Source organism: Streptomyces sp. 3330, assembly GCF_031456635.1.
Lineage (GTDB): Bacteria > Actinomycetota > Actinomycetes > Streptomycetales > Streptomycetaceae > Streptomyces.
Window position 1 is genome coordinate 320,851 of sequence record NZ_JAVDVA010000005.1, and the last position, 25,648, is coordinate 346,498.

General features: G+C 71.9%; 27 protein-coding genes. 12 read left to right on the forward strand and 15 right to left on the reverse strand.

The genetic code is table 11. From position 1 onward, the window contains the following. The first annotated feature begins 22 nt into the window (after nt 1-22). Entirely contained in the window at nt 23-1,561 is a 1,539-nt protein-coding gene (gene hutH / locus J2X68_RS11620) for a histidine ammonia-lyase (RefSeq protein WP_310432475.1), read from the forward strand. A 123-nt stretch (nt 1,562-1,684) separates the two neighbouring features. On the opposite strand, the gene J2X68_RS11625 is transcribed toward hutH, so the two are convergent. Beyond that, nucleotides 1,685-2,473 carry a hypothetical protein gene (locus J2X68_RS11625; RefSeq protein WP_310432377.1) on the reverse strand — a complete coding sequence of 263 codons (789 nt, stop codon included), beginning with the start codon at nt 2,471-2,473 and terminating at the stop codon, nt 1,685-1,687. Between the two features lie 42 nt (nt 2,474-2,515). Beyond that, a complete protein-coding gene (locus J2X68_RS11630) occupies nt 2,516-2,905 on the reverse strand; it encodes an LPXTG cell wall anchor domain-containing protein (protein ID WP_310432378.1) in 390 nt (129 codons plus the stop codon). Nucleotides 2,906-3,014: 109 nt separating this feature from the next. Between J2X68_RS11630 and J2X68_RS11635 the strand changes: the two genes are divergently transcribed. The 5 genes from J2X68_RS11635 to J2X68_RS11655 all read left to right on the forward strand — a co-directional run bounded on the left by J2X68_RS11635 (nt 3,015) and on the right by J2X68_RS11655 (nt 8,097). Further along, entirely contained in the window at nt 3,015-3,380 is a 366-nt protein-coding gene (locus J2X68_RS11635; protein ID WP_310432379.1) for a hypothetical protein, read from the forward strand. A 215-nt stretch (nt 3,381-3,595) separates the two neighbouring features. Continuing rightward, complete coding sequence (locus tag J2X68_RS11640) at nt 3,596-4,840, forward strand: Ig-like domain-containing protein (RefSeq protein ID WP_310432380.1); 1,245 nt, start codon at nt 3,596-3,598, stop codon at nt 4,838-4,840. A 156-nt stretch (nt 4,841-4,996) separates the two neighbouring features. Then, on the forward strand, nt 4,997-6,481 hold the full coding sequence (locus J2X68_RS11645) for an ABC transporter permease (protein WP_310432381.1): 1,485 nt from the start codon (nt 4,997-4,999) through the stop codon (nt 6,479-6,481). A 47-nt stretch (nt 6,482-6,528) separates the two neighbouring features. Then, nucleotides 6,529-7,215, forward strand: a complete 687-nt coding sequence (locus J2X68_RS11650; protein ID WP_054242539.1) for an ABC transporter ATP-binding protein — start codon at nt 6,529-6,531, stop codon at nt 7,213-7,215. A gap of 90 nt (nt 7,216-7,305) precedes the next feature. Continuing rightward, on the forward strand, nt 7,306-8,097 hold the full coding sequence (locus tag J2X68_RS11655) for an antibiotic biosynthesis monooxygenase (protein ID WP_310432382.1): 792 nt from the start codon (nt 7,306-7,308) through the stop codon (nt 8,095-8,097). A 26-nt stretch (nt 8,098-8,123) separates the two neighbouring features. Here the strand turns inward: J2X68_RS11655 and J2X68_RS11660 are convergent, their stop codons facing one another. Beyond that, on the reverse strand, nt 8,124-9,029 hold the full coding sequence (locus J2X68_RS11660; RefSeq protein WP_310432383.1) for a helix-turn-helix transcriptional regulator: 906 nt from the start codon (nt 9,027-9,029) through the stop codon (nt 8,124-8,126). Nucleotides 9,030-9,201: 172 nt separating this feature from the next. Between J2X68_RS11660 and J2X68_RS11665 the strand changes: the two genes are divergently transcribed. Further along, nucleotides 9,202-10,242 carry an NAD(P)-dependent alcohol dehydrogenase gene (locus J2X68_RS11665; protein WP_310432384.1) on the forward strand — a complete coding sequence of 347 codons (1,041 nt, stop codon included), beginning with the start codon at nt 9,202-9,204 and terminating at the stop codon, nt 10,240-10,242. Nucleotides 10,243-10,364: 122 nt separating this feature from the next. Here J2X68_RS11665 and J2X68_RS11670 read toward each other — a convergent pair whose 3' ends face one another. From J2X68_RS11670 to J2X68_RS11680, 3 genes are all read right to left on the reverse strand, one after another. Then, nucleotides 10,365-11,162 carry a Type 1 glutamine amidotransferase-like domain-containing protein gene (locus J2X68_RS11670; RefSeq protein WP_310432385.1) on the reverse strand — a complete coding sequence of 266 codons (798 nt, stop codon included), beginning with the start codon at nt 11,160-11,162 and terminating at the stop codon, nt 10,365-10,367. 78 nt (nt 11,163-11,240) lie between these two features. Next, the gene (locus J2X68_RS11675) at nt 11,241-12,371 is read right to left on the reverse strand and encodes a serine hydrolase domain-containing protein (protein ID WP_310432386.1); all 1,131 of its coding nucleotides are present in this window, start codon (nt 12,369-12,371) and stop codon (nt 11,241-11,243) included. An 84-nt stretch (nt 12,372-12,455) separates the two neighbouring features. Further along, complete coding sequence (locus tag J2X68_RS11680) at nt 12,456-13,181, reverse strand: DUF4389 domain-containing protein (RefSeq protein WP_310432387.1); 726 nt, start codon at nt 13,179-13,181, stop codon at nt 12,456-12,458. Between the two features lie 279 nt (nt 13,182-13,460). On the opposite strand from J2X68_RS11680, the gene J2X68_RS11685 reads away from it, so the two are divergent. After that, the gene (locus J2X68_RS11685) at nt 13,461-13,913 is read left to right on the forward strand and encodes a DUF5707 domain-containing protein (protein WP_310432388.1); all 453 of its coding nucleotides are present in this window, start codon (nt 13,461-13,463) and stop codon (nt 13,911-13,913) included. Here J2X68_RS11685 and J2X68_RS11690 read toward each other — a convergent pair. The 6 genes from J2X68_RS11690 to J2X68_RS11715 form a co-directional block, all read right to left on the reverse strand. Further along, entirely contained in the window at nt 13,900-14,070 is a 171-nt protein-coding gene (locus J2X68_RS11690) for a hypothetical protein (protein ID WP_310432389.1), read from the reverse strand. The two genes, J2X68_RS11685 and J2X68_RS11690, sit on opposite strands and share 14 nt — an antisense overlap. Nucleotides 14,071-14,074: 4 nt before the next feature. Beyond that, nucleotides 14,075-15,079 (reverse strand): MerR family transcriptional regulator, encoded by a 1,005-nt coding sequence (locus J2X68_RS11695; protein WP_310432390.1) that lies wholly within the window; start codon nt 15,077-15,079, stop codon nt 14,075-14,077. A 3-nt stretch (nt 15,080-15,082) separates the two neighbouring features. Then, complete coding sequence (locus J2X68_RS11700) at nt 15,083-15,754, reverse strand: HEAT repeat domain-containing protein (protein ID WP_310432391.1); 672 nt, start codon at nt 15,752-15,754, stop codon at nt 15,083-15,085. Nucleotides 15,755-15,860: 106 nt separating this feature from the next. Then, on the reverse strand, nt 15,861-16,973 hold the full coding sequence (locus J2X68_RS11705; RefSeq protein WP_310432392.1) for an AI-2E family transporter: 1,113 nt from the start codon (nt 16,971-16,973) through the stop codon (nt 15,861-15,863). A 106-nt stretch (nt 16,974-17,079) separates the two neighbouring features. Then, a complete protein-coding gene (gene msrA / locus J2X68_RS11710; protein WP_399039772.1) occupies nt 17,080-17,613 on the reverse strand; it encodes a peptide-methionine (S)-S-oxide reductase MsrA in 534 nt (177 codons plus the stop codon). Between the two features lie 281 nt (nt 17,614-17,894). Continuing rightward, nucleotides 17,895-19,013, reverse strand: coding sequence for a hypothetical protein (locus J2X68_RS11715; RefSeq protein ID WP_310432394.1), 1,119 nt, complete (start codon nt 19,011-19,013; stop codon nt 17,895-17,897). 267 nt (nt 19,014-19,280) lie between these two features. Between J2X68_RS11715 and J2X68_RS11720 the strand changes: the two genes are divergently transcribed. Beyond that, nucleotides 19,281-20,435, forward strand: a complete 1,155-nt coding sequence (locus tag J2X68_RS11720) for a cystathionine gamma-synthase (RefSeq protein WP_310432395.1) — start codon at nt 19,281-19,283, stop codon at nt 20,433-20,435. A 102-nt stretch (nt 20,436-20,537) separates the two neighbouring features. Here the strand turns inward: J2X68_RS11720 and J2X68_RS11725 are convergent, their stop codons facing one another. The 3 genes from J2X68_RS11725 to J2X68_RS11735 all read right to left on the reverse strand — a co-directional run bounded on the left by J2X68_RS11725 (nt 20,538) and on the right by J2X68_RS11735 (nt 21,954). After that, nucleotides 20,538-20,786, reverse strand: coding sequence for a hypothetical protein (locus J2X68_RS11725; RefSeq protein ID WP_310432396.1), 249 nt, complete (start codon nt 20,784-20,786; stop codon nt 20,538-20,540). Next, nucleotides 20,783-21,295, reverse strand: a complete 513-nt coding sequence (locus J2X68_RS11730; protein ID WP_310432397.1) for a sigma factor-like helix-turn-helix DNA-binding protein — start codon at nt 21,293-21,295, stop codon at nt 20,783-20,785. The genes J2X68_RS11725 and J2X68_RS11730 overlap by 4 nt, the downstream gene beginning before the upstream one ends. Before the next feature lie 149 nt (nt 21,296-21,444). Beyond that, on the reverse strand, nt 21,445-21,954 hold the full coding sequence (locus J2X68_RS11735; protein ID WP_310432476.1) for a MarR family transcriptional regulator: 510 nt from the start codon (nt 21,952-21,954) through the stop codon (nt 21,445-21,447). A gap of 163 nt (nt 21,955-22,117) precedes the next feature. Here J2X68_RS11735 and ilvA point away from each other — a divergent pair, with 163 nt between their 5' ends. The 3 genes from ilvA (at nt 22,118) to J2X68_RS11750 (ending at nt 25,586) form a co-directional block, all read left to right on the forward strand. Then, a complete protein-coding gene (gene ilvA / locus J2X68_RS11740) occupies nt 22,118-23,347 on the forward strand; it encodes a threonine ammonia-lyase (RefSeq protein WP_310432398.1) in 1,230 nt (409 codons plus the stop codon). 338 nt (nt 23,348-23,685) lie between these two features. Then, the gene (locus tag J2X68_RS11745; RefSeq protein WP_310432399.1) at nt 23,686-24,726 is read left to right on the forward strand and encodes an ATP-binding cassette domain-containing protein; all 1,041 of its coding nucleotides are present in this window, start codon (nt 23,686-23,688) and stop codon (nt 24,724-24,726) included. Continuing rightward, nucleotides 24,723-25,586, forward strand: coding sequence for an ABC transporter permease (locus tag J2X68_RS11750; RefSeq protein ID WP_310432400.1), 864 nt, complete (start codon nt 24,723-24,725; stop codon nt 25,584-25,586). Before J2X68_RS11745 ends, J2X68_RS11750 begins: the two co-directional genes overlap by 4 nt. Nucleotides 25,587-25,648: the final 62 nt, after the last annotated feature.

Consider the following 25,648-nt stretch of genomic DNA (forward strand, 5'->3'; position numbering starts at 1 on the left):
GCGTACGCTCCTGAATATGGATATGCACACTGTGGTGGTGGGGACGTCCGGCGTGACCGCGTCCGACGTGCTCGCGGTGGCGCGCGGCGGCGCCCGGATCGAGCTCTCCGGCGAGGCGGTGGCGGCCCTCGCCGCGGCCCGCGAGATCGTGGACGCGCTGGCGGCCAAGCCCGAGCCCGTCTACGGCGTCTCCACCGGGTTCGGCGCCCTCGCCACCCGGCACATCAGCCCGGAGCTGCGCGCCCAGCTCCAGCGCAACATCGTCCGGTCGCACGCCGCCGGGATGGGCCCGCGGGTCGAGCGCGAGGTCGTCCGCGCGCTGATGTTCCTGCGGCTGAAGACCGTCTGCTCCGGGCACACCGGCGTCCGGCCCGAGGTCGCGCAGACCATGGCCGACGTCCTCAACGCGGGCATCACGCCGGTCGTGCACGAGTACGGCTCCCTCGGCTGCTCCGGCGACCTGGCCCCGCTCTCGCACTGCGCCCTCACCCTCATGGGCGAAGGCGACGCGGAGGGCCCGGACGGCGTCGTACGGCCCGCGGGCGAGCTGCTCGCCGAGCACGGCATCGCCCCCGTCGAGCTGCGCGAGAAGGAGGGCCTGGCGCTCCTCAACGGCACCGACGGCATGCTCGGCATGCTGGTCATGGCCCTCGCCGACCTCGACATGCTCTACAAGTCCGCCGACGTCACGGCGGCGCTCAGCCTGGAGGCGCTGCTCGGCACCGACAAGGTGCTCGCCCCCGAGCTGCACGCCATCCGACCGCACCCGGGGCAGGGCGCCTCGGCCGCCAACATGCTGGCCGTGCTGGCGGGTTCGGAACTCACCGGCCACCACCAGGACGACGCGCCCCGGGTCCAGGACGCCTACTCGGTGCGCTGCGCCCCGCAGGTCGCCGGCGCCGGCCGCGACACCATGGCGCACGCCCGGCTCGTCGCCGAGCGGGAGCTGGCCTCCGCCGTCGACAACCCGGTGGTGCTGCCCGACGGCAGGGTCGAGTCCAACGGCAACTTCCACGGCGCGCCGGTCGCCTACGTGCTGGACTTCCTCGCCATCGCCGTGGCCGACCTCGCCTCCATCGCCGAGCGGCGCACGGACCGGCTGCTGGACAAGAACCGCAGCCACGGCCTCCCGCCGTTCCTCGCGGACGACGCCGGTGTCGACTCCGGGCTGATGATCGCCCAGTACACGCAGGCGGCGCTGGTCAGCGAGTTGAAGCGGCTGGCCGTACCGGCGTCCGCCGACTCGATCCCGTCCTCCGCGATGCAGGAGGACCATGTGTCGATGGGCTGGTCCGCGGCCCGCAAGCTGCGCACCGCCGTCGACAACCTCACGCGCGTGATCGCCGTCGAGCTGTACGCCGCCACCCGCGGGGTGGAGCTGCGTGAGGGGCTCAACCCGGCCCCGGCGACGCGTGCGGTCATCGAGGCGGTCCGCGAGGCCGGTGTGCGCGGTCCCGGCCCGGACCGGTTCCTCGCGCCCGACCTCGCGGCGGCGGACGCCTTCGTGCGCGGCGGACGGGTCGTCGCCGCGGTGGAGACGGTCACCGGACCGCTCCGGTAGAGCGAGCGGGCCCCGCCGTACGAGGTGACGGCGGGGCCCCGGTGCGCCGTGCGGGCGGTGGCCCGGCGGACTGCTTGCGTCGCGCGACCGCTCGGGCGGCTTCGGCGGCTGCGGATTCTCCGGTTACTTCAGCTTGGCGATCTGCGCGTCGACCACGGCCGCCGGGACGGCGCCCATGTCGCCGCCCTTCGACATCGCGGCGAAGTTCACCGTGTAGAACGAGGCGACGGTGTTGCCCTTGCGCACCACCTGGGTGTGGAAGGTGGCCGTGCCCGCGCCGTCCATGTCGACGTCCGCGGCGAAGGACACCGTCTCGTCGCCCTTCGTGGCGCCCTTCTCTGCGACCACCTTGGTGACCTTGGTGCTCTCGCCCTCGGCCGTCAGGCCGTACCCGCCGGCGCATGCCGTCACGCCGTCGGAGACGGCCTTCACGGCCTTCTCGGCGCCGTCGCCGTCGTACGAGGAGAGACCCACGAACGTCATGTCGACGTCGAAGGCCTCGGCGATGTCCTCGGGCTGCGCGGTGGCGCCCGACGCCTTGTCCTCGGAGACCGTGTTGCTGGCGTTGGCGTCCGTGTCACCCGGGGCGAGGGCGGCCGTGGCCCAGGCCAGCGGGTCGCAGGCCGGCTTGTCGGTCTTCACCGAGCTCTTGGAGGCCGGGAGGGTGTCGTCGCCCGACGCGGACTTGAAGCCCTTGAGTTCGCCCTGCGCGAGCAGCAGCTTCTCCAACTCGGCGGTGGTGAGCGCCTTCGCGGCGGGACCCGACGAGGAGGAGGCGGCGGACGAGGAGGCGGACGCCTTGGAGTCCGCGGAGTCCTTCGACCCCTCGTCCGAGCATGCGGTGAGGAGGGAGAGCGACAGTGCGCCTATGGCGGCGGTGGCGCACAGCCGTGCCCCCGGTGATCTCTTCATGAGCGAACTATGAAGAGCCTGTCAAAGGACAGTCAAGTCGATTCAAAAACCGAGACGTTCCCGGCGAACGGAGTAGACGACGAAGCCCGCGCCCAGCGCGAGAAGCGTGGTTCCGCCGACGACGTAGGGGGTCGTGTCGAAGCTGCCGGTGTCGGCGAGCCGGGTGCCGTCGTCGACCGTGGTGTCGGCGGCCGTCTCGACCGCCGTCTCGGTCGTGGTGCCGTCGGCGTCGGCGGCGTCGGCGGTGGTGGTGCCGGAGGTGGTGTCGGTCGTGGTCGTCGACGCGGCCCGTGCCTGGGTCGTGATCTGCGTCGTCGTACCCGTTCCGGCCGGAGTGTCCTGGGACGCGTTCGCGGACGGGACGAACCACAGGGCACCCAGCAGGGTCCCCGCGGCGGTGGCGGTCAGCAACGGACGTCGAGCGGATGACACGGAATATCGATCCCCTTGTGGCGCTGGCGAATTGGCCGTGTGGTCCGATGCTAATGAAAGTCGCGGGTCGCGGGAAAGTTGCGGGAGCTGTGAGCCGTACGCTCCGGCCATGAACACTGAAGAGACATCACGTTTTGTTCGGATTAGGGTCGATATTCTCCTCGAGGTCCACGACGAGGACGCCGTGACGACGGCGGCACTGCGGCGGATCGCCGACGACGCGGAACTCCCGGACGCCGAGCGCGCGCACGCCGAGGGCGCTGTGACGGAAGACACCGCCGAGGCGCTCGCCTACCTCGTCGACCCGTTCGACCTGGTGGGCGAGGTGCCCGGGGTGGAGCTCCAGCAGGCCTCCTGGTCCAGCGAACGGATCGACTACGACCCGGACTCGCCGGAGTGGGACCTCGACGAGGATGATGTCGACGAAGAGGGCGAGAAGCGCGGGGCGGACGGCGAAGAAGGCCGCATCGACTGAGCGTTCCGGGAAACTCGCCACCCCGGACGGCAACCGCCGGCCGGGGTTTCGTCGTCTCAACAGGCGCACGAACCGACACCCGCACCAGCCGCGCCGAGAACGTGGCGTGCCCCACACCTTCGGGAATGTGGAACGGAGGGAACCGGTCGTAGCGTTGGTGTTCTTGACGGGGACTCTCTGGGTTCTGGTATTCGGCAACGATGGAGAAGCGTGTGATGACGGACAGTAGGCGGCGCCGAGGTCTGATGACCGCGTCCGCACTGCTCGGCGGTGTTCTGGTGCTCTCTGCGTGTTCCGGCGGCGACAGTGACGCCTCCGACAGCGGAGGCAGCTCCTCGCAGGCCAAGGCCGACGAGGCGGCGGCCAAGAAATCCTCCGAGGCCCAGATCAAGATCACACCTGCGGACGGTTCGGACAACGCCTCCATCAACAACTCGACCGTCACGGTGAGCAAGGGCACGCTCACGGCGGTCACGATGACCACCTCCGACGGCACGGCCGTCGAGGGCGCGCTCTCCGCCGACAAGACCAGCTGGAAGCCGGCCGCGCAGCTCGAGCGCTCCACGACCTACAAGGTGGCGGCGGAGGCCAAGGACTCCGGCGGCCTCGTGGCACACGAGAACGCCTCCTTCACCACGGTCTCCCCGGACAACAGCTTCATAGGCAACTTCACCCCGGAGAACGGCTCGACCGTCGGCGTGGGCATGCCGGTGTCGATCAACTTCAACAAGGAGATCACCAACAAGGCGGCCGTGCAGAAGGGCGTCACCGTCACCTCCACCAGCGGTCAGGAGGTCGTCTGCCACTGGTTCTCCACCCAGCGCATGGACTGCCGTCCCGAGGACTACTGGAAGGAGAACTCCACCGTCACGCTGAAGCTCGCGCTCGACGGTGTGGAGGGCGCCGACGGTGTCTTCGGTGTCCAGCAGAAGACGGTCACCTTCAAGATCGGCCGCAACCAGGTCTCCTACGTCGACGCCAAGACCAAGCAGATGAAGGTCACGCACAACGGCGCCGTCATCAAGACCATCCCGATCTCGGCCGGCTCGCCCGACAACAAGACGTACGAGGGCCAGATGGTGATGTCGGAGAAGTTCAAGGAGACGCGCATGAACGGCGCGACCGTGGGCTTCACCGATGACGACGGCAAGGGCGAGTACGACATCAAGGACGTGCCGCACGCCATCCGCCTCACCAACTCCGGCACCTTCGTGCACGGCAACTACTGGGGCGCGAAGTCCATCTTCGGCTCGGTGAACACCAGCCACGGCTGCGTGGGGCTGTCCGACACCAAGGGCGCCAACGACTCGGGCACGGCGGGCTACTGGTTCTACACCAACTCCATCGTCGGCGACGTCGTGGTGGTCAAGAACACCGGCGACAAGACCGTGTCCCCGGACAACGGCCTCAACGGCTGGAACATGGACTGGGCGCAGTGGAAGGCCGGTTCGGCCGTCTGACGCATACTCCGGCGGCCGGTTCCGACAGTCCGCCCACAGCTTGACGGTGCCGCCCCCAGGGGCGGCACCGGTGTTTCCGGGGTGGATCACAGCCTTCTCATCGTTCTCTTATTTCGGCCTTATCCCTTCATCACGCGCGCTCCCTACCGTGCGGCCATGTTCTTCACCTACCTGAGGCGCGAACTGCGCCGCCGCAGAAAAGCGGCCCTCGTCGTCGCCTCCGGACTCGCGCTGGGCATCGCGCTGGTCATCGTGGTCACCTCCGTGTCGTCCGGCATGGGGAAGGCCCAGGACAAGGTCCTGCAGTCCCTGTACGGACTGGGCACGGACATGACGGTCACCAAGGCCGCCACACCCACCGCGAGCGCGTCGGACCGGCCGCGCTTCCAGTTCGACGCGCAGGACGACGACTCCGACGCGGAGCAGAGCACCGACCGCGTCATGGTGCAGGGCTTCCAGACCCTGTCGACCGCGACGGTCACCAAGGTCGGCAAGCAGAGCGGCGTCTCCGACGCGGTCGGCGGACTGAGCCTGCAGGTCCTCAAGGTCAACGGCCAGTTCACCCGCGGCCAGTTCCAGCAGAACGACAGCGGCAACGGCGGCCAGCAGGGCGGCGGCCCCAGCGGCAACGGCGGCGGCAACGGCGGCCAGCCGCAGGGTGAAGTGCAGGGCGGCGGCGCCGACTTCGACGTCAACAGCTACTCCGTCTACGGCACCGACGTCACCGAGCCCGAGCTCGGCCCGCTCACCTCCTCGACGATCACCAGCGGCCGCACCTTCAAGACCACGGAGAACAACGGCAAGGTCGCGGTCCTCGACTCGGCGTACGCCAAGGAGAAGTCGCTCAAGGTCGGCTCCACGCTGACCGTCAGCAAGGTCAAGTTCTCGGTGATCGGCATCGCCACCGCCGACAGCGGTGACGCGGCCGCCAACGTCTACCTTCCGCTGACCCAGGCTCAGACCCTCAGCGACTCGAAGGACAAGGTCACCACGATCTACGTGAAGGCGACCGACTCCCAGAAGATCGACAGCGTCAAGTCGACGATCCAGAAGAACGTCTCGGGCACCACGGTGACCACCTCCGCCGACCTCGCGGACACCGTCTCCGGCTCCCTCTCCACCGCCTCCTCGCTCGCCACCAACGTCGGCAAGTGGCTGTCCATCGCGGTGCTCGTCGCCGCCTTCCTGGTCGCCGGTCTGCTCACCTCCTCGGCGGTCTCCCGCCGCGTCCGCGAGTTCGGCACGCTGAAGGCGCTGGGCTGGAAGTCCGGCCGGGTCACCCGGCAGGTCGTCGGCGAGGCCATGGTCAACGGCCTGCTGGGCGGCGCCCTGGGCATCGCGCTGGGCCTGGCCGGCGCCTACGCCGTGACCGCGATCAGCCCCACGCTCCAGGCCCAGTTGGGCGGCGGCGGTGGCGGTGGCGGCCAGGGCGGTCCCGGCGGCGGTGGCGGCGGCTTCGGCGGACCCGGTCGTCAGACGGCGGCCAAGACCCTCGACGTGGCGCTGACCGCACCGGTGAGCGCCACGACAGTGGCCGTCGCGGTGGGTCTCGCCGTGGCCGGCGGCCTGATCGCCGGGGCGTTCGGCGGCTGGCGCGCCTCGCGGCTGCGCCCCGCCGACGCGCTGCGCCGCGTCGAATAGCCGAACCGCCCTCACCCTCCCCCCGCAGACCAGGAGTTGTTGTCCCCATGTACGAACTCAGAGGCGTCACCAAGCGCTACAGCCGGGGCAAGGAGACGGTCCACGCCCTCGCCGGCGTCGACCTGACCATCCCGGACGGCGACCGGCTCGTCATCCAGGGCCCCACCGGCGGCGGCAAGTCCACGCTGCTGCAGATGATCGGCGCGCTCGACCGGCCGTCCGAGGGCGAGATCGTCCTCGACGGCGTCGACCTGGCCAAGCTCTCCGAGGCCAGGCTGACGAAGGTCCGCAGCGAGAACATCGGCTTCGTCTTCCAGTCCTTCAACCTCATCCCGACGCTCAACGCGCAGGAGAACGTCGAGACCGCGCTGGTCCCGCTCGGCGTGAAGGTCAAGGAGCGGCGCGAGCGGGCCGCCGAGGCGCTGCGGTCGGTGGGCCTGGGCGAGCGCCTCGGACACCTGCCGTCCGAGATGTCCGGCGGCCAGCAGCAGCGCGTCGCGATCGCCCGCGCGCTGGTGAAGCAGCCGAAGGTGCTCCTCGCCGACGAGCCCACCGGCAACCTCGACGAGAGCATGCGCGACGAGATCATGGACGTGCTGCACACCATGTGGAAGGAGCACGGGCTGACGTTCATCATGGTCACCCACGACTCCTCGATAGCGAAGAAGGCCCCGCGCGTCGCGACGATCCGCAAGGGCAAGATCACGGTGAAGGAGAACGCGGCGTCCGCCTGACGCGTGCCGCGCACGCCGGTTCGCTGAGCGCTGAGCGAACGCCCGCCGGAAGACGAGCCTCCGGCGGGCCGTTCGTGCTTGCGTGGCCCCATGACGGCACCCGAGACACCCACGCCCCGCACCACCGTCGAGTACATCCGGTACCGGATCCCCGAGGACCGGTCCGCGGAGTTCCTGGCCGCGTACACCCGGGCCTCACGCGAGCTCGCCGCCTCCCCGCACTGCGTCGACTACGAGCTCGCCCGCTGCGAGGAGGACTTCGGCCACTACATCCTGCGGATCACCTGGACGTCGACCGAGGACCACCTCGAGGGCTTCCGCACCTCCGACCTCTTCCCCGCCTTCCTCGCGGAGATCCGCCCGTACGTCGGGCACATCGACGAGATGCGGCACTACAAGGTCACCTCGGTGCACGGCAAGGGCTCCGCCGTCCCCACCCTGTACGACTGGGCGGGCGGCGCCGAGGCCTTCACCCGGCTCACCGAGGCCTTCTACGCCAAGGTGCTCCAGGACGACCTGCTCGCTCCGGTCTTCGCGGGCCTCGCCCCCGAGCACGCCGAGCACGTCGCCCTCTGGCTCGCGGAGGTGTTCGGCGGCCCGGAGAACTACTCGGCTACCCAGGGCGGCCACAGCCACATGGTGGCCAAGCACTTCGGGCGGGGCATCACCGAGCCCCAGCGCCGCCGCTGGGTGCACCTCATCCAGGACGCGGCCGACGAGGCGGGTCTGCCGACCGACGCCGAGTTCCGTTCGGCGTTCCTCGCCTACGTGGAGTGGGGCACCCGGCTCGCCGTCCACTTCTCCGGTCCCGACGCCAAGCCGCCGGCCGAGCAGCCGGTGCCCGCCTGGGGATGGGGCGCGGCGCCCCCGTACCAGGGCTGACGGTCCCGAGGGGCGCCGGGCGGTTCTCAGACCGACGGAGTCCGGGAGCCGGCCCCCGCCCGGGTCGCGTCGGTGCCCCAGCTCGCCAGCAGCCGCAGCGCGTCCGCCGAGGCCGACCCCGGTTCCGCGTGGTACGTCACCATCGTCAGTTCGCCGTCGCCGACCAGCCTGAACCCCTCGAAGTTGAGGGAGAGCTCGCCGACCAGCGGATGCCGCAGCAGCTTCACGCCGTGGCTCTTCTCCTTGACGTCGTGGGTCGCCCACAGCCGCCGGAAGTCCTCGCTCTTCACGGACAGCCGGCCCACCAGCGCGGACAGCCGCGGGTCGTCCGGATAGCAGCCCGCGTCCATGCGCAGGGCGCAGACGATGTCGATCGCCTTCTGCTCCCAGTCCAGGAAGAGGTCCCGGTAGTCGGGGCGCAGGAAGACCAGCTGGGCCCAGTTGCGCTCCTCGGCCGGCAGCTCCGACCAGTCACCGAAGACCGCCGCCGCCATCCGGTTCCAGCCCAGGATCTCGGTACGCCGCCCGACGAGGTACGCGGGCACCGAGTCCATCGTGTCCAGCAGCTGCCGCAGCGGACCCCGCACCTGCTGGGGCGGGGCGCTCTGCTTCTTCTTGTGCTTCGGCTTCGCCAGGTGCGTGAGATGCGCGTGCTCGGCGTCGGACAGCCGCAGCGCCCTGGCGATGGAGTCGAGCACCTCCGCCGACACGTTCCGTCCGTTGCCCTGCTCCAGGCGCGTGTAGTACGCCACCGACACGCCGGCCAGCTGCGCCAGCTCCTCGCGCCGCAGCCCGGGCACCCTGCGGTGCCGGCCGAAGTCGGGCAGCCCCACGTCCTCCGGCTTCAGCCTGGCCCGCCGGGTGCGCAGGAACTCGCTGAGCTCGGCGCGCCGGTCCAGGGAGGCGCCGGGGGGTTCGGGGTGTTCGTCCATGCCGTCCAGTATTCCCGGTCGTACGCACACGAGCCTGACCCCACCAGTGGTAGGCACAGCGGACATACGCAGAGGCGTGACCTGGGTGATTCTTGTGAGATGGGGCAGGCTCGACGTCGTACCCGGCCCGAAGGCAGGCCGGAACACGACCCCTCGCTAGGAGATCCCCGGCATGACCACCGTTGCCGCGTACGCCGCACCCTCCGCCAAGGCTCCGCTGGAGCGCACGACGATCGAACGCCGCCCGGTGCGCGAGTTCGACGTCCTGATCGACATCGAGTTCGCCGGAATCTGTCACTCGGACATCCACCAGGCCCGGGAAGGCTGGGGCGAGGCGATCTTCCCGATGGTGCCCGGTCACGAGATCGCGGGCGTCGTCTCCGAGGTCGGCCCCGGCGTCACCAGGTTCGCCGTCGGCGACCGTGTGGGCGTCGGCTGCCTCGTCGACTCCTGCCGTGAGTGCGACAACTGCAAGGCCGGTCTGGAGCAGTACTGCACCGGCGGCAGCGTCGGCACCTACAACGCCGTCGGCAAGGACGGCGAGCCCACCTACGGCGGCTACGCGCAGAAGATCGTCGTCGACGAGAACTACGTCGTCCGCATCCCCGACGGCCTCTCGCTCGACATAGCGGCCCCGCTGCTCTGCGCCGGCATCACCACGTACTCCCCGCTGAAGCACTGGAACGCCGGCCCCGGCAAGAAGGTCGCGATCCTCGGCATGGGCGGCCTCGGCCACATGGGCGTCAAGATCGCGCACGCCCTCGGCGCCGAGGTGACCGTCCTGTCCCAGTCGCTGCGCAAGAAGGACGACGGCCTGAAGCTGGGCGCCGACCACTACTACGCCACCAGCGACGAGAACACCTTCAAGGAGCTGAAGGGCACCTTCGACCTCATCCTCTCGACGGTCTCGGCCCCGCTGAACCTGGACGCCTACCTGGCTCTGCTGAAGACCGACGGCGCCTTCGTGAACGTCGGCGCGCCCGAGGAGCCCGTCGCCCTCAACCTGTTCTCGGTGATCGGCGGCCGCAAGACCCTCGCCGGCTCCGGCATCGGCGGCATCCAGGAGACCCAGGAGATGCTGGACTTCTGCGCCGAGCACGGCTTCGGCGCCGAGATCGAGCTGATCAGCGCCGACCGGATCAACGAGGCGTACGAGCGGGTGCTCGCCAGCGACGTCCGCTACCGGTTCGTGATCGACGCGTCGACGATCTGACGTACCTGGCGAAGGACGTGGTGACGGACCTCGCGGACCTCTGACGGTCTCGCGGTGTCCCGGCCGTGAACGGGCCCCCGGCGCCTCGCGCAGGGGGCCCTTCCCGTCGCCGGGCGGGGGCGTCAGGCCACGGGGAACGACTCGCCGTCGCCGTAGGACCGCACGAGGACTCCGCCGCCCGGAGCGGGACGCACGGAGTGGGCCCGGCCGCGCCCGGCCACCCGCGCACGGCGGTCGCCGTCCTCGCCCCCGACCTCCACCAGCGTGTTCTCGTCGATGGCCACCCCGTGCGCGAGCCGCCCGCCCGCCACGACGGCGGCCAGCCGCCCCAGCGTCCCCCATTGCGCGGCGTGGTTCTCCACCGCGAAGGGCACGAGGCCCAGCCCGGGCCTGACCTCCAGCTCCTCCAGATCCTCGGCGGTGTCCGGCGGACACACGGCGACGCCGTCCACCAGCCACCCCCCGACCACCGCGTCCCGCCCGGCGAGCGCGGCCCCCGCGGAGAACCCGGCGTAGGGAAGTCCGCGCTCGGAGAGCAAAGCGGCCAGCGCACCGGAGGCCTCGGCCAACGCGTCCTGGTACGCGGGCGTGAGCCCGCCGCAGACGAACACCCCGGCCACGTCCTCGGACACCGTGCCGGTCTCGAACCGCTCGCCGACCGGGACCAGCGCGGGCACCGGCACACAGTCCCCGGCCTTGCGCAACGCCACGTCGTACCGGGCGAACTGGGCGGCCCCGTCGCCCTCGTCGAGGAGCACGCAGAGGATGCGGGGCGCCGGGCCCGAGCCGGATCCCGCCGTCCCCGACGCGGCGCGGGCGGCGCGCAGAAACGGTCCGTGGACGACGTCGGCGGCCGTCTCCTCCCACCCGCCGCCGATCAGGAACACCCGGCCACCCCTGCTCTTCGTACCGCTGCTCACGCGCACTTCCCCCCTGGGCTCATGGACGACTCGGGCCAGTAACTCACGAAGGGCGGCCCGGCGGTGCCGGTTCGCGCCTCAGCCATCGGCCCGGAGCCCCTGGAGACCGTCGTAGGCGGCCATCAGGATGTCCAGCCCCCGGGTGTCCTTCGCCGGTTCGCGCATCTGGTGGGTCACGTAGGCCACCACCGCGCGGGACTCGGGCTCGATCATGACCGTCGAGCCGCCCCAGCCGCCCCACCCGTAGGTGCCGCCGAACCGCCCGTAGCCCAGACCCCAGCTGATCGGCATCCCCAGCACCCGGTCCTCGCCGCTGAACTGCTCCTCCCAGGCCCGGTCGCAGCCCGCCGGGGACAGCAGGCGCACCCCGCCCACGGAACCCCCGCAGGCCATCACCGACTGCACGAGGGCGACCGAGCGGGCGTTGCCGAAGCCGCTCGCCGCCGGGATCTGCGCCCGGCGCCAGGCCGTGCTGTTGCCGTCGCGGAGCCGGATCGCCGTCGGGGCGCCCGGCGTGCCCGGCGCGGTCCGGGCCCCGTCGCCGCGCGCCGCGCCGGCGATGTAGTCCTCGTCCCGCGACGGCGGCGGGACCGCGAGCGCCACCCGGTGGTCGTGCTCGGCCGGCAGCCCCAGGTGGAAGTCCGCGCCCAGCGGTCCGGCGATCTCGTCGGCGAAGAACTCACCCGGGATCCGGCCGGTGATCCGGCGCACGACCTCGCCCACGAGGAATCCCTGGGTGAGCGAGTGGTACCCGGCCGCGCTGCCCGGCTCCCACCGCGGGGCCTGCGCCGCCAGTCGTGCCGTCGCGGCCTGCCAGTCGTAGAGCTCCGCCACCGGACCGTCCCAGTCGGGCAGACCCGCCGTGTGCGAGAGCAGATGCCTGACCAGCACCGCCTCCTTGCCCGCCGCCGCGAACTGCGGCCAGTACCGGGCCACCGGTGCGTCCGGATCGAGCTCCCCGCGGTCGGCCAGGACCAGCGCGCACAGCGCCGTCATCGTCTTGGTGACGGACCAGACGTTGACGATCGTGTCGCGCTGCCAGGGGATCCCGCGCGCCGCGTCCGCGAACCCGCCCCACACGTCCACCACCGGCTCGCCGTCCACGAAGACGGCCACCGAGCCGCCGGCGTCCCCGCCGTCCAGCAGCGCGGCCAGCGCGGTGGGCACGGCGGTGAACAGGTCGTCGTAGGAGCCCTGGATGTCAGCCATGACCGCCATTGAGCCCCCGCGGGACGACCGCGGGCAACCGAATTCCGAAGCCGCGGGGCCCTTGCCCGTCCCGCCGTCCCGGCCCTACCCGCCCCACCGTCCGGGCTCTGCCGTCCCCGGCCCGCCCGTCGGCGCCCGGGGCGGCTCCGCGGGCGGGGGGTCCTGCGGGCCCATGTCCAGACGGAACGGCGGATACGCGTCGGTCATCAGCGCCGCGTAGGCGCCCACCCGGGCGACCCAGCGGGCCAGGCCGAGCAGGAAGTCGAAGAGGTGCACCGGGTACCGGCCGGTGAACGCCAGGATGATCACGGCGACGAAGGAGAGGAAGTAGACGAGCCCGCCGTGCCAGTGGTCCGTCCCGCCCCAGCCCCAGCCCCAGCCCCAGTCGCCGACGAACACCCCCACGACGATGTACTGCGGGATGGCCAGCAGCCACCACTTCACGAGCACCAGACCGCGCGACAGACGCTCGGGATACACGACGTCGAAGTGGGCCGGGTAGTCGGGCGCCTCGGCGAGGGTGAACGGCGGGTACCGGTCGGTGCCGAGCGCGGTGTGGGCGTAGTAGGCGACCCGCCAGTTCCAGCGCATCACCCCGACGTTGAAGTCGAACAGCGCCCGGGGGTAGCGGGCCGTGAACAGGATCGCGAAGAACGCCACGAAGGTCACGAAGGAGAACGCGATCCACAGGAAGAACAGGACGATGTAGTGCGGGACGGCGAGAAACCACTTCACCAGCCACATCCATCGCGACAACCGAGGATCGAGAAACGCCTCGAGACGCACGGGCGACACGGTGACCGGATTCATGCGGACCAGCTCCGTTCCCGGATCATGATTTCAGGCTCGCACACTGCGAGGAGGGTCGCGACCGGGGCTGTCGCGCTCCCTCTGGTGCGCGTCCGACGCCGACCGAGGCCCCCGCGGCGGACGCCGGGGCGCACGGCGGAGGGGGCTCTACGGCGTTGTACCCAGGGCGAGTTGAGTACGCGCGCTCATGCCCGGAGGGGCCCTGCGCGGCGAGCATCGGTGCAACGGCGCGGTCGAGGTGCGCCGGCCCGATCCAGCCGAGTCACAGCGGAGAATCCCATGTCCCGTCGTATCGCCCTGTCCGTCGCCGCCGGTGTCGTCGTCCTCGGTGGCGCCGGCGCCTTCGCGCTCGCCCACGCCGGGGAGCAGTCCCCGGGGCTGGCGGGCAGCACTGCCCGCTACGCCGCTCCCGAAGGCGGCCGCGACGGCTCGTTGACCTTCGTCACCGACGTCACCGCGTCCGGCGGCGTCAAGAGCGTGAAGGTCCTGGCCTGGCCGCAGAACTCGGCTCTCGCCGAGAAGAAGCCGACCGCGGGGGAGATGGCCGCGGCGGAACAGGCCGTCTGCGAGCCCTCGGGGGAGGACGCCGCGCGCTGCACCTACACCGTCCCGGTCACCGGCGCCGACGCCGAGGCGTCCCCGCGCGGTGTCTGGCACGTCGCGGTCCTGGCCACCGCGAAGGACGGCACCACGACCCTGGACACGCAGGCGGCCGACTTCACCGTCGGGTGACCCGGAGGGCGGGCGCGTGTCCGGAGCGGGCGCCTTCGGGAACGGCCGTGTTCGCGTCGGCCGTGTGCGGAGCGGCGCGGTTGCGGCCGGTCCGGTCGCGGATGCCGTAGCCGTCCCGGCGGCGGTGAGCGGGGGGGAGTTCCCCGCGGTCGCCCACGGGCTCAGCGTGCGTCGCGCAGCCGGAGAAGGTAGGCCGCGGTCAGCGCGACGGCACGGTCACCGTCCCGCGACAGCTCCAGCAGGGCACGGGACGCCGTGGCCCCCGGGATGTCCGCCAGCGCCTGGGTCAGCCGTACGCGCGCGGGTGCTTCGGAGGCGTCGTGGGCGAGGCGGTCGACGAGCCCCGCGGCGATCCGGTCCGCCGTCGCCGAGTCGCTCGCCAGCACGCTCAGCGCGTCGGCCGCGTCGGTGTCGTTCCGGCCCGCCACGATCATGTCGATGAGGGTCGGGGCCGCCTCGGCCGCCCCGCGCGACCCGAGCGCCAGGGCCGCATGCCCGCGCACCACCGCGTCGGGGTTCGCGAGGGCGTCCCGCAGCCGGGCGGTGGCCTCGTCGCCGGGCATCTCGGTCAGGCACCGGACGGCACGCTCCCGCACCGCGGCGACCGGTGAGCCGAGGCCCTCCGCCAGCAGCGCCGTACCGCCCTCGCCCGAGCGGGCCAGCGCCCAGCTCAGGGCTCCGGCGACGTTCGGCTCCGCCTCCCGCAGCACCGCCTCGACCAGGGCCTCCACCGGCACCGGAACCCCGTCGGCCGAGGACAGGGCCGCCCGCTGGCGCGCGGCGGCGCTCGTCGACCCCAGCGCCTGGAGCTGGGCGACGACCTGGAGGACGTCCTCCCAGCCCCCGGGTCCGGCGGCGTCGATCCTGCGGAGCCGGGTGAGCAGCTCGGTCTCGGCCGCGATGCGCCGGCGCGTCTGGCGGATGAGGTCGTCGACGAGCGCCGAGGGCACGAAGCCGGGATCGTCGAGCGCGCGCCCGATCTCACGCAGCGACAGCCCCAGCGACCGCAGGCTCTCGATGTGGAAGATCCGCCGGATGTCCGCGCCGGAGTACTCCCGGTAGCCGGAACCCGTCCGGCCGGAAGGCCGCAGCAGGCCGAGCGACTCGTAGTGCCTGAGCATGCGGGCACTGACCCCGGACCGCCGCGCGACCTCACCGATCAACACGTCCTATCGCCCTTCCTGGCCGGCCCCGCCGAGCGCGACGACGCGCTTCGCCTCGTCGATCGCGAAGTCGAATCCGGTCTCCGGGTCGCTCAGCAGCCGCTCCGTGGCGAGCGCGTGCGTGCGCACCCGCGGGTCGGGGCTCGCCGCCGCCTCGCGCAGAAGCGGCTCGACGGCCTCGCCCAGCGCGACCAGCGCCCGGCTGAGGCTCAGCTGCGTCTCCCGCTCCCCGCGCCCGAGCTGTCCCACCAGCATCGCGGCCAGCCCGGACTCGTCGCCATCGGGGACGAGCACGACCGCGGCCCGCCAGGCGCTGCGCGCCACGTCGTCGTCGGCGTCCGACAGGAGCGCCGGTGTGATCGCCCGCCACGCCCGCCGGTCCCCGATCTTGGACAGGGTGTGCAGAGCCTGGCTCCGCGCCTGCGCCCGCTCCGAGCGGACCTCGCGTAGCAGCCCGGGGAGCGTCAGGGACACCGGGTGGCGGGTGAGCGCCCAGGTCAGCGTCTCGCGGACGAAGAACTCGGGCTCGATCGCGCAGCGCTCGACGAGCTTGTCCACGAAGCGCGGATCCGGCGTCGAGCCCACCGCCATGGCCGCCCGCAGCCGCACGGACGGACGCCCGTCCTCCAGGGCCTGGAGCGCTCGTGCCGTATCCGCGTCCTGTGTCGTCATGGTCATCGGGACCACCTCCTCGGCAGCAGTGAAGGCCTTGTCACCGTGTCAAGGTCAACGGCTCACCGGACGGCTTCACGTCCTCGCCGGGGTCGCTCGTCCCCCGGGACGCCTACGACGGGACGGCGGCGCCCGCGTCCGTGGTGTCCGACTCGGGACGTGACGGTTCCCGCAATTGCTCGCGCACGTAGTTCCAGATCACCGCGATCAGCGCGGCCACCGGGACGGCGAGCAGACTGCCCACGATGCCCGCCAGACTGCCGCCCAGCGTCACCGCCAGCAGGACCACCGCCGCGTGCAGGCCGAGCCCCCGACTCTGGATCATGGGCTGGAAGACGTTGCCCTCGAGCTGCTGCACCACGACGATGACGGCCAGCACGATCAGCGCGTCCGTCAGGCCGTTGGAGACCAGCGCGATGAGCACCGCGACGAAACCGGCGAACAGGGCTCCGACGATCGGCACGAACGCGGAGACGAAGGTCAGCACCGCCAGCGGGAGCACCAGGGGCACCCCCACGACCCACAGGCCCACGCCGATCAGGACGGCGTCGAGCAGACCGACGGCCGCCTGGGAACGCACGAACGCCCCCAGGGTGTCCCAGCTGCGCGCGGCCACGGCCGGCACGTCGGTGGCGAGCCGGCCGGGCAGCTGATGGGCCAGCCACGGCAGGAACCGGGGGCCGTCCTTGAGGAAGAAGAACATCAGGAAGAGCGCCAGAACGGCTGTGACCAGGCCGTTCACCACGGTGCTCACTCCTGTGACGACAGCGCCGACCATGCTGCCGAGGCCGTCCTGCGCCCGCGAGACCCCGGTGTCGAAGGCCTTGTCGATCTGGGCGTCGCCGATGTTCAACGGCGGCCCGGCCGCCCACTCGCGCAACTTCTGGATGCCTTCGACCACGCCGTCGGTCAGGTCGCCGGACTGGGACGCCACCGGTACCGCGATCAGCGCCACGACGCCGACGGCGACCAGGAGGAACAGCACGGTCACGACCGACGCGGCGAGGGCGGGCTGCCACCCGCGACGACGCAGGTACCGGGTCGGCGGCCAGGTCAGCGTGGTCAGCAGCAGGCCGACCACGAGCGGCCAGACGACCGACCACATCCGGCCCACGATCCACAACGTCACCGCGAGCATGAGGAATATGAGCAGCAGCTCGACGGACGCCCGCGCCGTCGTACGGAGCGCGGCGCGGGTTCTCGTGGAACTCAAGGTGGCAGTCACGCCTGCACCCTATGGGTACACAAGTCACACCTGTCATACCGGCGGCACTACCGACGTCGCCGTAACGCCGCGACGCCCGCGAGCCGGGTGGGAGTCGCCCCGGTGCTCACCCCTCGGCCCCCGCCACGCCGATGGGGCAGGACACGCCCGTCCCGCCGGTCCCGCAGTAGCCGTTCGGGTTTCTGGCGAGGTACTGCTGGTGATACGTCTCGGCCGGGTAGAACGGGCGGGCCGAGGCCGGGCCGATCTCCGTGGTGACCGGGCCGTGGCCGGAGGCGGCGAGAGCCTGCTGGTAGGAGATGCGGGAGGACTCGGCGGTGGTCGCCTGCGCCGGGGAGTGGGTGTAGATCGCGGAGCGGTACTGGCTGCCGACGTCGTTGCCCTGGCGGAAGCCCTGGGTGGGGTCGTGGGACTCCCAGAACGTCTTCAGGAGGCTCTCGTAGGAGATCACCGCCGGGTCGAAGACCACGCGGACGACCTCCGCGTGGGCGGTCAGTCCCGAGCAGACCTCCTCGTAGGTGGGGTACTCGGTGTGGCCGCCCTGGTAGCCGACCAGGGTCGTCCACACGCCCGCCGGGAGCTGCCAGAACCCGCGCTCCGCCCCCCAGAAGCAGCCCAGGCCGAAGTCCGCGACCTCCAGGCCCTCGGGGTAGGGGCCGAGAAGCCGGTTGCCGAGGACCGCGTGACGGTCGAGGACGGAGTACACCGGCGCCGGTCGGCCCGGCAGCGCCTGTTCGTACGTCAAGAGCTGCGGTGTGCGGCTGTGCGGGAACATGCGCTCTCCAGGGTGCCGAGGTGCCGAGGGCTGCGGGGGCTGTGCGGAGCGGTCAACGTGCACGCGCCCCGTCGGATTCCGGATCGCCCCGGCGCCCCGCCGCAGCGGAGAGTCCCGCCCACCGCCTGCCGGGGGACGGACCCGGGTCAGTGGGGCAGAGTCGCCGGGCTGCCGCCGTTCGCCTCGTAGCCCGCCACCGCCAGGGCCCGGTAGACCGCGAACTCGCCGGCCGGGTCGGGGGAGAGGGTCCACGGCAGGGCGCCCACATGGCCGTCCACGTGTATGAGCTGGTTCATCGCCTCCGACCAGCGTTCGGCACGCACCAGGAAGAAGATCAGCAGGTGACGCACGTGCGCCAGCATCGGGTCGTCGGGACGGGCCGCGTGCACCGCGAACAGCGCGCCGTGCATCGCCTTCGTGACGACCTCGCTCTGGTAGAAGCCGCTGACCAGGTTCACCTCGGGGAGGTGCTCGAAGACCGCGAACAGCGGCATGGCCGCGAGCAGGGAGCCCTGGGGGGCCCGGGCGGCGGCCGCCTCCGCGAACCCGTTCGCCAGTTCGCGCGAGCCGTGCCACTTCTCGCACCAGTAGTGCAGGGCCGCCAGATGCGCCCCCATGTGCGCCGGGGCACGGTCCAGGATCTGCAGCCAGAGCTGCTCGAACTCCTTCTGCGTGTACTGCAGACCGCGGGCCACCGACAACTCGACGATGTACGGGATCGGGTCACCGGGGGAGAGCAGCGCCGCCTGGCCGCAGGCGTCCTTCGCCTCCTCCATGATGATCCGGAAGTCGTCCGTGCCCCGCGTCGACGTCCGCCAGGCCTGCTGCACCAGGAACTCCGCGTGGACCGCCGCGCCGCCCGCGTCCTTCGGCGCCTCCGTGCGCCACACCCGCAGCCACTGTCCGCCCGGCGCCTCGGCGACCCCGCCCGGCCGCTGCTGGAGCTCCAGCGCAGCGGCGCCCGCGAAGGCCTGGACGCGCTGCCAGCGCAGCTCGCCCTCCTGCTCCGTGCCGGCCAGCAGTTGCTGCGCGGCCCGGTAGTCCTGCGTGCGCTGCACCACGTCCAGGACGTCCAGCAGGTCCTGGTCGGGGCCGGGCATGCGGATGTCCAGTTCCTCCGTGCGCACGAAACCGTAGGTCTCGGGGTCCGCGGCGTCCGGGTGGCCCGCCGGGACCTGCTCGATCATGCCGCGCCTGCGCCGCAGGAACGGCAGCAGCACGAAGCTGATCATGAGCAGCGCCATGAGGACGAACAGAATCTCCATGCGTCAAGCGAACCAGACCGCGCCGACAATTGGCCAACCCGCCCCCGAACCTGTGGAAAAACGTCGTGGGGACCGCCGGGGAACGGGGCGGGAGAGGGGCGGGAGAGCGGCGAGGGAACGGGCGGGAGAGGGGCGAGGGCAGGGTCGGGGGAGGGGCGTCGGGGAGGGGCGTCCGCCGTTGTCTGCCGCTGTGCGTCTCCGTCCCTCGGCGTCCGTGCGCTCCCGGCGTCCCGCAACAGGCCCGCGGGCGGACTACGCTCGGGGCTCATGAGCGACAGGCACATCAGTCAGCACTTCGAGACCCTCGCGATCCACGCGGGCAACACCGCCGATCCCCTCACCGGCGCGGTGGTCCCGCCGATCTACCAGGTCTCGACCTACAAGCAGGACGGCGTCGGCGGTCTGCGCGGCGGCTACGAGTACAGCCGCAGCGCCAACCCGACCAGGACCGCCCTGGAGGAGAACCTCGCCGCCCTCGAAGGCGGCCGCCGAGGTCTCGCGTTCGCTTCCGGACTGGCGGCCGAGGACTGCCTGTTGCGTACGCTGCTCAGCCCCGGGGACCACGTGGTGATCCCGAACGACGCCTACGGCGGCACGTTCCGGCTCTTCGCGAAGGTCGTCGCCCGCTGGGGTGTGGAGTGGTCGGTCGCCGACACCGGCGACGCCGCCGCCGTGCGGGCCGCGATCACCCCCAAGACCAAGGCCGTGTGGGTGGAGACCCCGTCCAACCCGCTCCTCGGCATCACCGACATCGCGGCCGTCGCCCAGGTCGCCCGGGAGGCGGGCGCCCGTCTCGTCGTCGACAACACCTTCGCCACGCCGTACCTTCAGCAGCCGCTCTCGCTCGGCGCGGACGTCGTGGTGCACTCCCTGACCAAGTACATGGGCGGTCACTCGGACGTCGTCGGCGGCGCGCTGGTCACCGCGGACGCGGAGCTGGGCGAGGAGCTGGCGTACCACCAGAACGCGATGGGCGCGGTCGCCGGGCCCTTCGACTCCTGGCTGGTGCTGCGCGGCGCCAAGACGCTGTCGGTGCGCATGGACCGGCACAGCGAGAACGCCACCAAGGTCGCCGACATGCTGACCCGGCACGCGCGCGTGACGAACGTGCTGTACCCGGGCCTGCCGGACCACCCCGGTCACGAGGTCGCGGCCAAGCAGATGCGGGCGTTCGGCGGCATGATCTCGTTCCAGGTCGCCGGCGGCGAGGAGGCGGCCGTCGAGGTGTGCAACCGCGCCAAGGTGTTCACCCTCGGCGAGTCGCTGGGCGGCGTCGAGTCCCTCATCGAGCACCCGGGGCGCATGACGCACGCGTCCGTGGTCGGCTCGGCGCTGGAGGTCCCCGGCGACCTCGTCCGGCTCTCCGTCGGCATCGAGAACATCGACGATCTCCTCGCCGACCTCCAGCAGGCTCTCGGCTAGACGCGCCTGGGCCGGCTCGCGTGGACCGGCCTGCCGGAAGTGCGTCAGGGGCCCGCGCGCCTCAGCGGCCGCCAGGGCCCCGGCGGCTCGACGGGCTTCGGATCACCAGCCGGTCAGGGGTGGAGTCGTCTGCGACGGCGGCTCCACCCACGGCTGGGCCACCACCGCCCAGACCGTGAACGCCAGTGTGGCCGCGAGGAGCAGCAGCCACAGCAGCCGCCGGGCGAGCGTGCGGCGGCGCAGTATCCGGCCGCCCCGGCGCACGACGTCCGCGTGGAGGTCCGTCGGCACGCGCGGGGCGGTCCGCTCCATGATCTGCCGTACGGCGGCCTCCCGCTCGGGCCGGTTCACGACGCCGCCGCCCTCGCCCGGCGCACCGCGGGGGCCGGGCCCCGGGGCGGATGCAGAAGCGTCGCCGTCGCCCGGTCGCAGACCGTGCGGATCCGCTCCACCGGCAGGCCGAGCAGGGCCGCCACCTGTTCGTCGGCGACACCCTCGTAGAGCCTCAGGACCAGGACGAGTCGCTCCTGGGGGCCGAGCCGGGCCAGCGGGCCGACGGCGGGGAGCGGCCGGCCGAGGCCGAGGGGCAGAGCGGTGTACCGGTGCCAGGAGCTGTGGGCGAAGCGGGTGGCGAGGTACTCGCGGGCCCGGTTGTAGGGGTCCTCGCCGTGCAGCCTGTCCCAGCACGCGTACGTGTGCGCGAGGGCGTGGGTCAGCAGGCGCAGCGCGCGCGGGTTGTCGGCCGGGGCCTCCGCCGTGAGCAGGGTGGCGGCGTGCAGCAACCGGCCGCCCGCTCCGGCGACGAACGCCTCGAACTCCCGTGCCCGGCGGGCTTCCTGGGCCGCACGCCTCTCTCGCACACCGAGCCTCCCGCCTGACGGCGTCCCCCTGGAGGGCCATACGCCCCGGTCTCATATGAGGACAGGGGTGGGCTTTCGGTCAAGGGCCGCGCACGGCTGCCGGAAAGTCGCCGCACGCGCGCGTGCGGGCGGATCGCGGTGCGGCCGGATCAGGAAGCGGCCGACGACGATTCCGCGCCGGGTACGCCCTGGGCCGCCATCCTGGAGGACAGGGCGGTGTTGAAGCGGGTGAGGAGCTCGCAGAACGTCTCGCGCTCCTCCGGCGCCCAGTCGTCCGTCAACTCGGCCATCAACTGGCGCCGGGAGGAACGCACTTCCTCCAGCCGGGACTGTCCGCGCGGGGACAGCTGGAGCACCACGGCCCGCCCGTCCTCGGGGTGCGAGGTCCGCTTCACCAGGCCGGTGTCGACGAGCGGAGCCACCTGCCGGGTGACGGTGGACGAGTCGATGCCCATGCTCGCCGCGAGCGCCTTGACGCCCATCGGACCTTCCTTGTCGAGGCGGTTGAGCAGCAGGTACGCGGCGCGGTCCATGGAGTTGCGCACCTGCCCCACGCCGCCGAGCCGGGTCTGTTCGGCACGGCGGGCGAACACCGCGACCTCGTGCTGCAAGGTGTCGAGAAGACCGGTGTCACCGACGGTCGTCATGTCCATCGACATTTCAGGTGTTGTGGGCATGGCCGGGGGCTCACTTCATGAAGGGGCTGCTGGAATGGGGGACAGAGTACGCGGCCGGAAGGCGGGTCGTACCGACGCTGCGGAAACCGGTCTCGGAGGTTGGTCACAGACCTCCTGGCCGCCTGTGAACTGCGATGCTGGAGTCATGAGCTACCGCCCGGCTGACTCCTTGCGTTCCGTCACCCTCGACGATGTGCGCGGGGCGCAGAAGATGCTGTCGGGCGTGGCGCGGACGACCGCGATGGAGGGCAGCAGGCACCTGTCCCAGCTGGTCGGGGCGCCGGTGCACTTCAAGTGCGAGAACCTCCAGCGGACGGGGTCGTTCAAGCTGCGCGGCGCGTACGTCCGGATCGCGGGGCTGCTGCCGGAGGAGCGGGCCGCCGGGGTGGTCGCGGCCAGCGCGGGCAACCACGCGCAGGGCGTGGCGCTGGCCTCGGCGCTGCTGGGGGTGCGCTCCACGGTGTTCATGCCCCAGGGCGCTCCGCTGCCGAAGATCAGCGCCACCCGTGAGTACGGCGCCGAGGTGCGGCTGCACGGCCAGGTGGTCGACGAGACGCTGGCCGCGGCGCAGGAGTACGCGGCCGGGACGGGTGCGGTGTTCATCCACCCCTTCGACCACCCGGACATCATCGCCGGTCAGGGCACGGTCGGCCTGGAGATCCTGGAGCAGTGCCCGGAGGTGCGCACGATCGTCGTCGGGATCGGCGGCGGCGGGCTGGCGGCGGGCATCGCGGTCGCGGTGAAGGCGCTGCGCCCGGACGTGCGGATCGTGGGGGTGCAGGCGGAGGGGGCCGCGGCGTACCCGCCCTCGCTGGCGGCCGGGCGGCCGATGTCGATCCGCACCCCGGCGACGATGGCCGACGGCATCAAGGTCGGCCGGCCCGGAGACGTGCCGTTCGCCCTCGTCGGCGATCTGGTGGACGAGGTGCGCACGGTGACGGAGGACGAGCTGGCCGCCGCGCTGCTGCTGTGCCTGGAGCGGGCCAAGCTGGTCGTCGAGCCGGCCGGGGCGAGCCCGGTGGCCGCGCTGCTCAGCGCTCCCGGCGCCTTCGAGGGCCCGGTCGTCGCGGTGCTGTCCGGCGGCAACGTGGACCCGGTGCTGATGGAGCGCGTCCTGCGGCACGGCATGGCGGCGCAGGGCCGCTACCTGGCCGTACGGCTGCGGCTGACGGACCGGCCGGGGGCCCTCGCCACGCTGCTGGGGTCGTTGTCAGTGGTCGACGCTAACGTTCTGGACGTGAGCCATCTGCGGACCGACCCCCGGCTCGGGCTGACCGAGGCGGAGGTCGAGCTGCACCTGGAGACGAAGGGGCCGGAGCACTGCGCCGAGGTCCGCCGGACCTTGCGCGACGCCGGGTACACCGTCATCGACTGAGGTCGGCGGGGGGCCTCGGCCGAGAGGCCGGAGCGAGGCCGAGGACCGTGCGGGAACCGCCCGGAGGCGGTCGGAAGCCGCTCGGAGCCTGCGAGCGGGCTCGCCCGCGGGTCGGCTTCGGGTTCGTTGCGGGCCCCGCGCGGGCCGGTATCGGGCCCACCGCGGGTTCGCTCGGGCCTGGTCCGCGTTCCTTCGTCACTCGTTCGAGAAAGGTCGTTGTGAGACGCGATACATCGCGTTATGGTGTGTCCCGCGCCGCTCCCCCCACCTCCCCTCGGGCGGAACGTAGAGCACGAACCTAGGCTTTCCGAAGAATCCTCAATGACGTGGAGACTGTTATGCCGGGTGCCATCTATGCCGAAGGCCTGGTGAAGACCTTCGGCGACGTAAAGGCTCTGGACGGCGTGGACCTGGACGTCCCGGAGGGCACGGTCCTGGGCCTGCTCGGGCCGAACGGAGCGGGCAAGACCACCACGGTCCGCTGTCTGACCACGCTCCTGCGCCCCGACAGCGGCCGGGCCATGGTCGCCGGCCTCGACGTGCTCAAGCACCCCAACGAGGTCCGCCGGTCCATCGGCCTGTCCGGCCAGTTCGCGGCCGTCGACGAATACCTCACCGGCCGCGAGAACCTCCAGATGGTCGGCCGGCTCTACCAGATGAAGGCGGGCGCGGCGAAGGCCCGGGCCGCCGAACTGCTCGACCAGTTCGGCCTCGCGGAAGCCGCCGACCGCACCGCCAAGACGTACTCCGGAGGCATGCGCCGCCGCCTCGACCTGGCCGCGGCCCTGGTCGTCTCGCCGCCCGTGATGTTCATGGACGAGCCGACGACCGGCCTCGACCCGCGCAACCGCCAGATGCTGTGGGAGGTGATCAAGCGCCTCGTCTCCGGCGGCACGACGCTGCTGCTCACCACCCAGTACCTCGAAGAGGCCGACCATCTCGCGCACGACATCGCGGTCGTCGACCACGGCCGGGTGATCGCCCGCGGCACCTCCGACCAGCTCAAGGCCCGCACCGGCGGAGAGCGCGTGGAGGTCGTGGTGCACGAACGCGAGCACATCGCCACGGCCGCGGAGGTGCTGGCCGGCTTCGGCAAAGGCGAGACCACCGTCGAGCAGCACACCCGCAAGCTCACGGTGCCCGTCACCGGCGGCGCCAAGCTCCTCGCCGAGGTCATCCGTGAACTCGACAGCCGCGGCATCGAGATCGACGACATCGGCCTGCGCCGCCCCACCCTCGACGACGTCTTCCTGTCCCTGACGGGGCACGTCGCCGAGGCGAAGGCCGAGGAGACCGAAGAGGACGGACAGGAAGACCGGCGCGGTCGGAGCGAACGCGACGGCCGGAGCGGAAAGAGCGAGAGGGAGACCGTCAAGTGAGTGCCGTCACCGACGCCGTACGCGGCGCGGCGCCCAAGCCCGCCCATCCGCTCGGACAGTCCGTCCGCGACTCCCTGGTCATCGCGAAGCGCAACCTGATCCGGATGTCCCGGATCCCGGAGATGGTCATCTTCGGGCTCATCCAGCCGATCATGTTCGTGGTGCTGTTCACCTACGTGTTCGGCGGGTCCATGCAGATCGGCGGCAGCACGAGCGCCGCCGACTACACGAACTTCCTGATGGCGGGCATCTTCGCGCAGACCGTCACCTTCGCCACCGCCGGAGCCGGCGCGGGCATCGCCGACGACATGCACAAGGGCCTCATCGACCGCTTCCGTTCACTGCCCATGGCGCGCGGCGCGGTGCTCACCGGCCGCACCCTCGCCGACCTCGTGCAGACGGCGCTCACGCTGCTCGTCCTCGCGGTGGTCGCCCTCCTGGTCGGCTGGCGGGTCGGCTCCGACGGCAGTACCGACGCCGCCCGGGTCCTGGCCGCCTTCGGGCTGCTGCTCCTGCTCGGCTACGCGTTCACCTGGATCGGCGCCCTCATCGGCCTGAGCGTGCGCACCCCCGAGGCGGCCACCTCCGGCGGGCTGATCTGGCTCTTCCCGGTGACCTTCATCTCCAACGCGTTCGTGGACACCAGCAACATGACGCCGTGGCTGCGGCACATCGCCGAGTGGAATCCGTTCAGCGCCACCGTCCAGGCCTGTCGGGTGCTCTTCGCCAACCCGGGGCAGTCGACGTCCGACGCCTGGCCCATGCAGCACCCGGTCTGGGCCTCGCTGATCTACTCCGTGCTGATCGTCGTGATCTTCCGGACGCTGGCGGTCCGCAAGTACCGCTCGGCGACGGCCTGAGCGTTCCCGTGCAGTGCGAAGCCCCCGGCGCGTGGGCGCCGGGGGCTTCGTCGAGCAGGGGC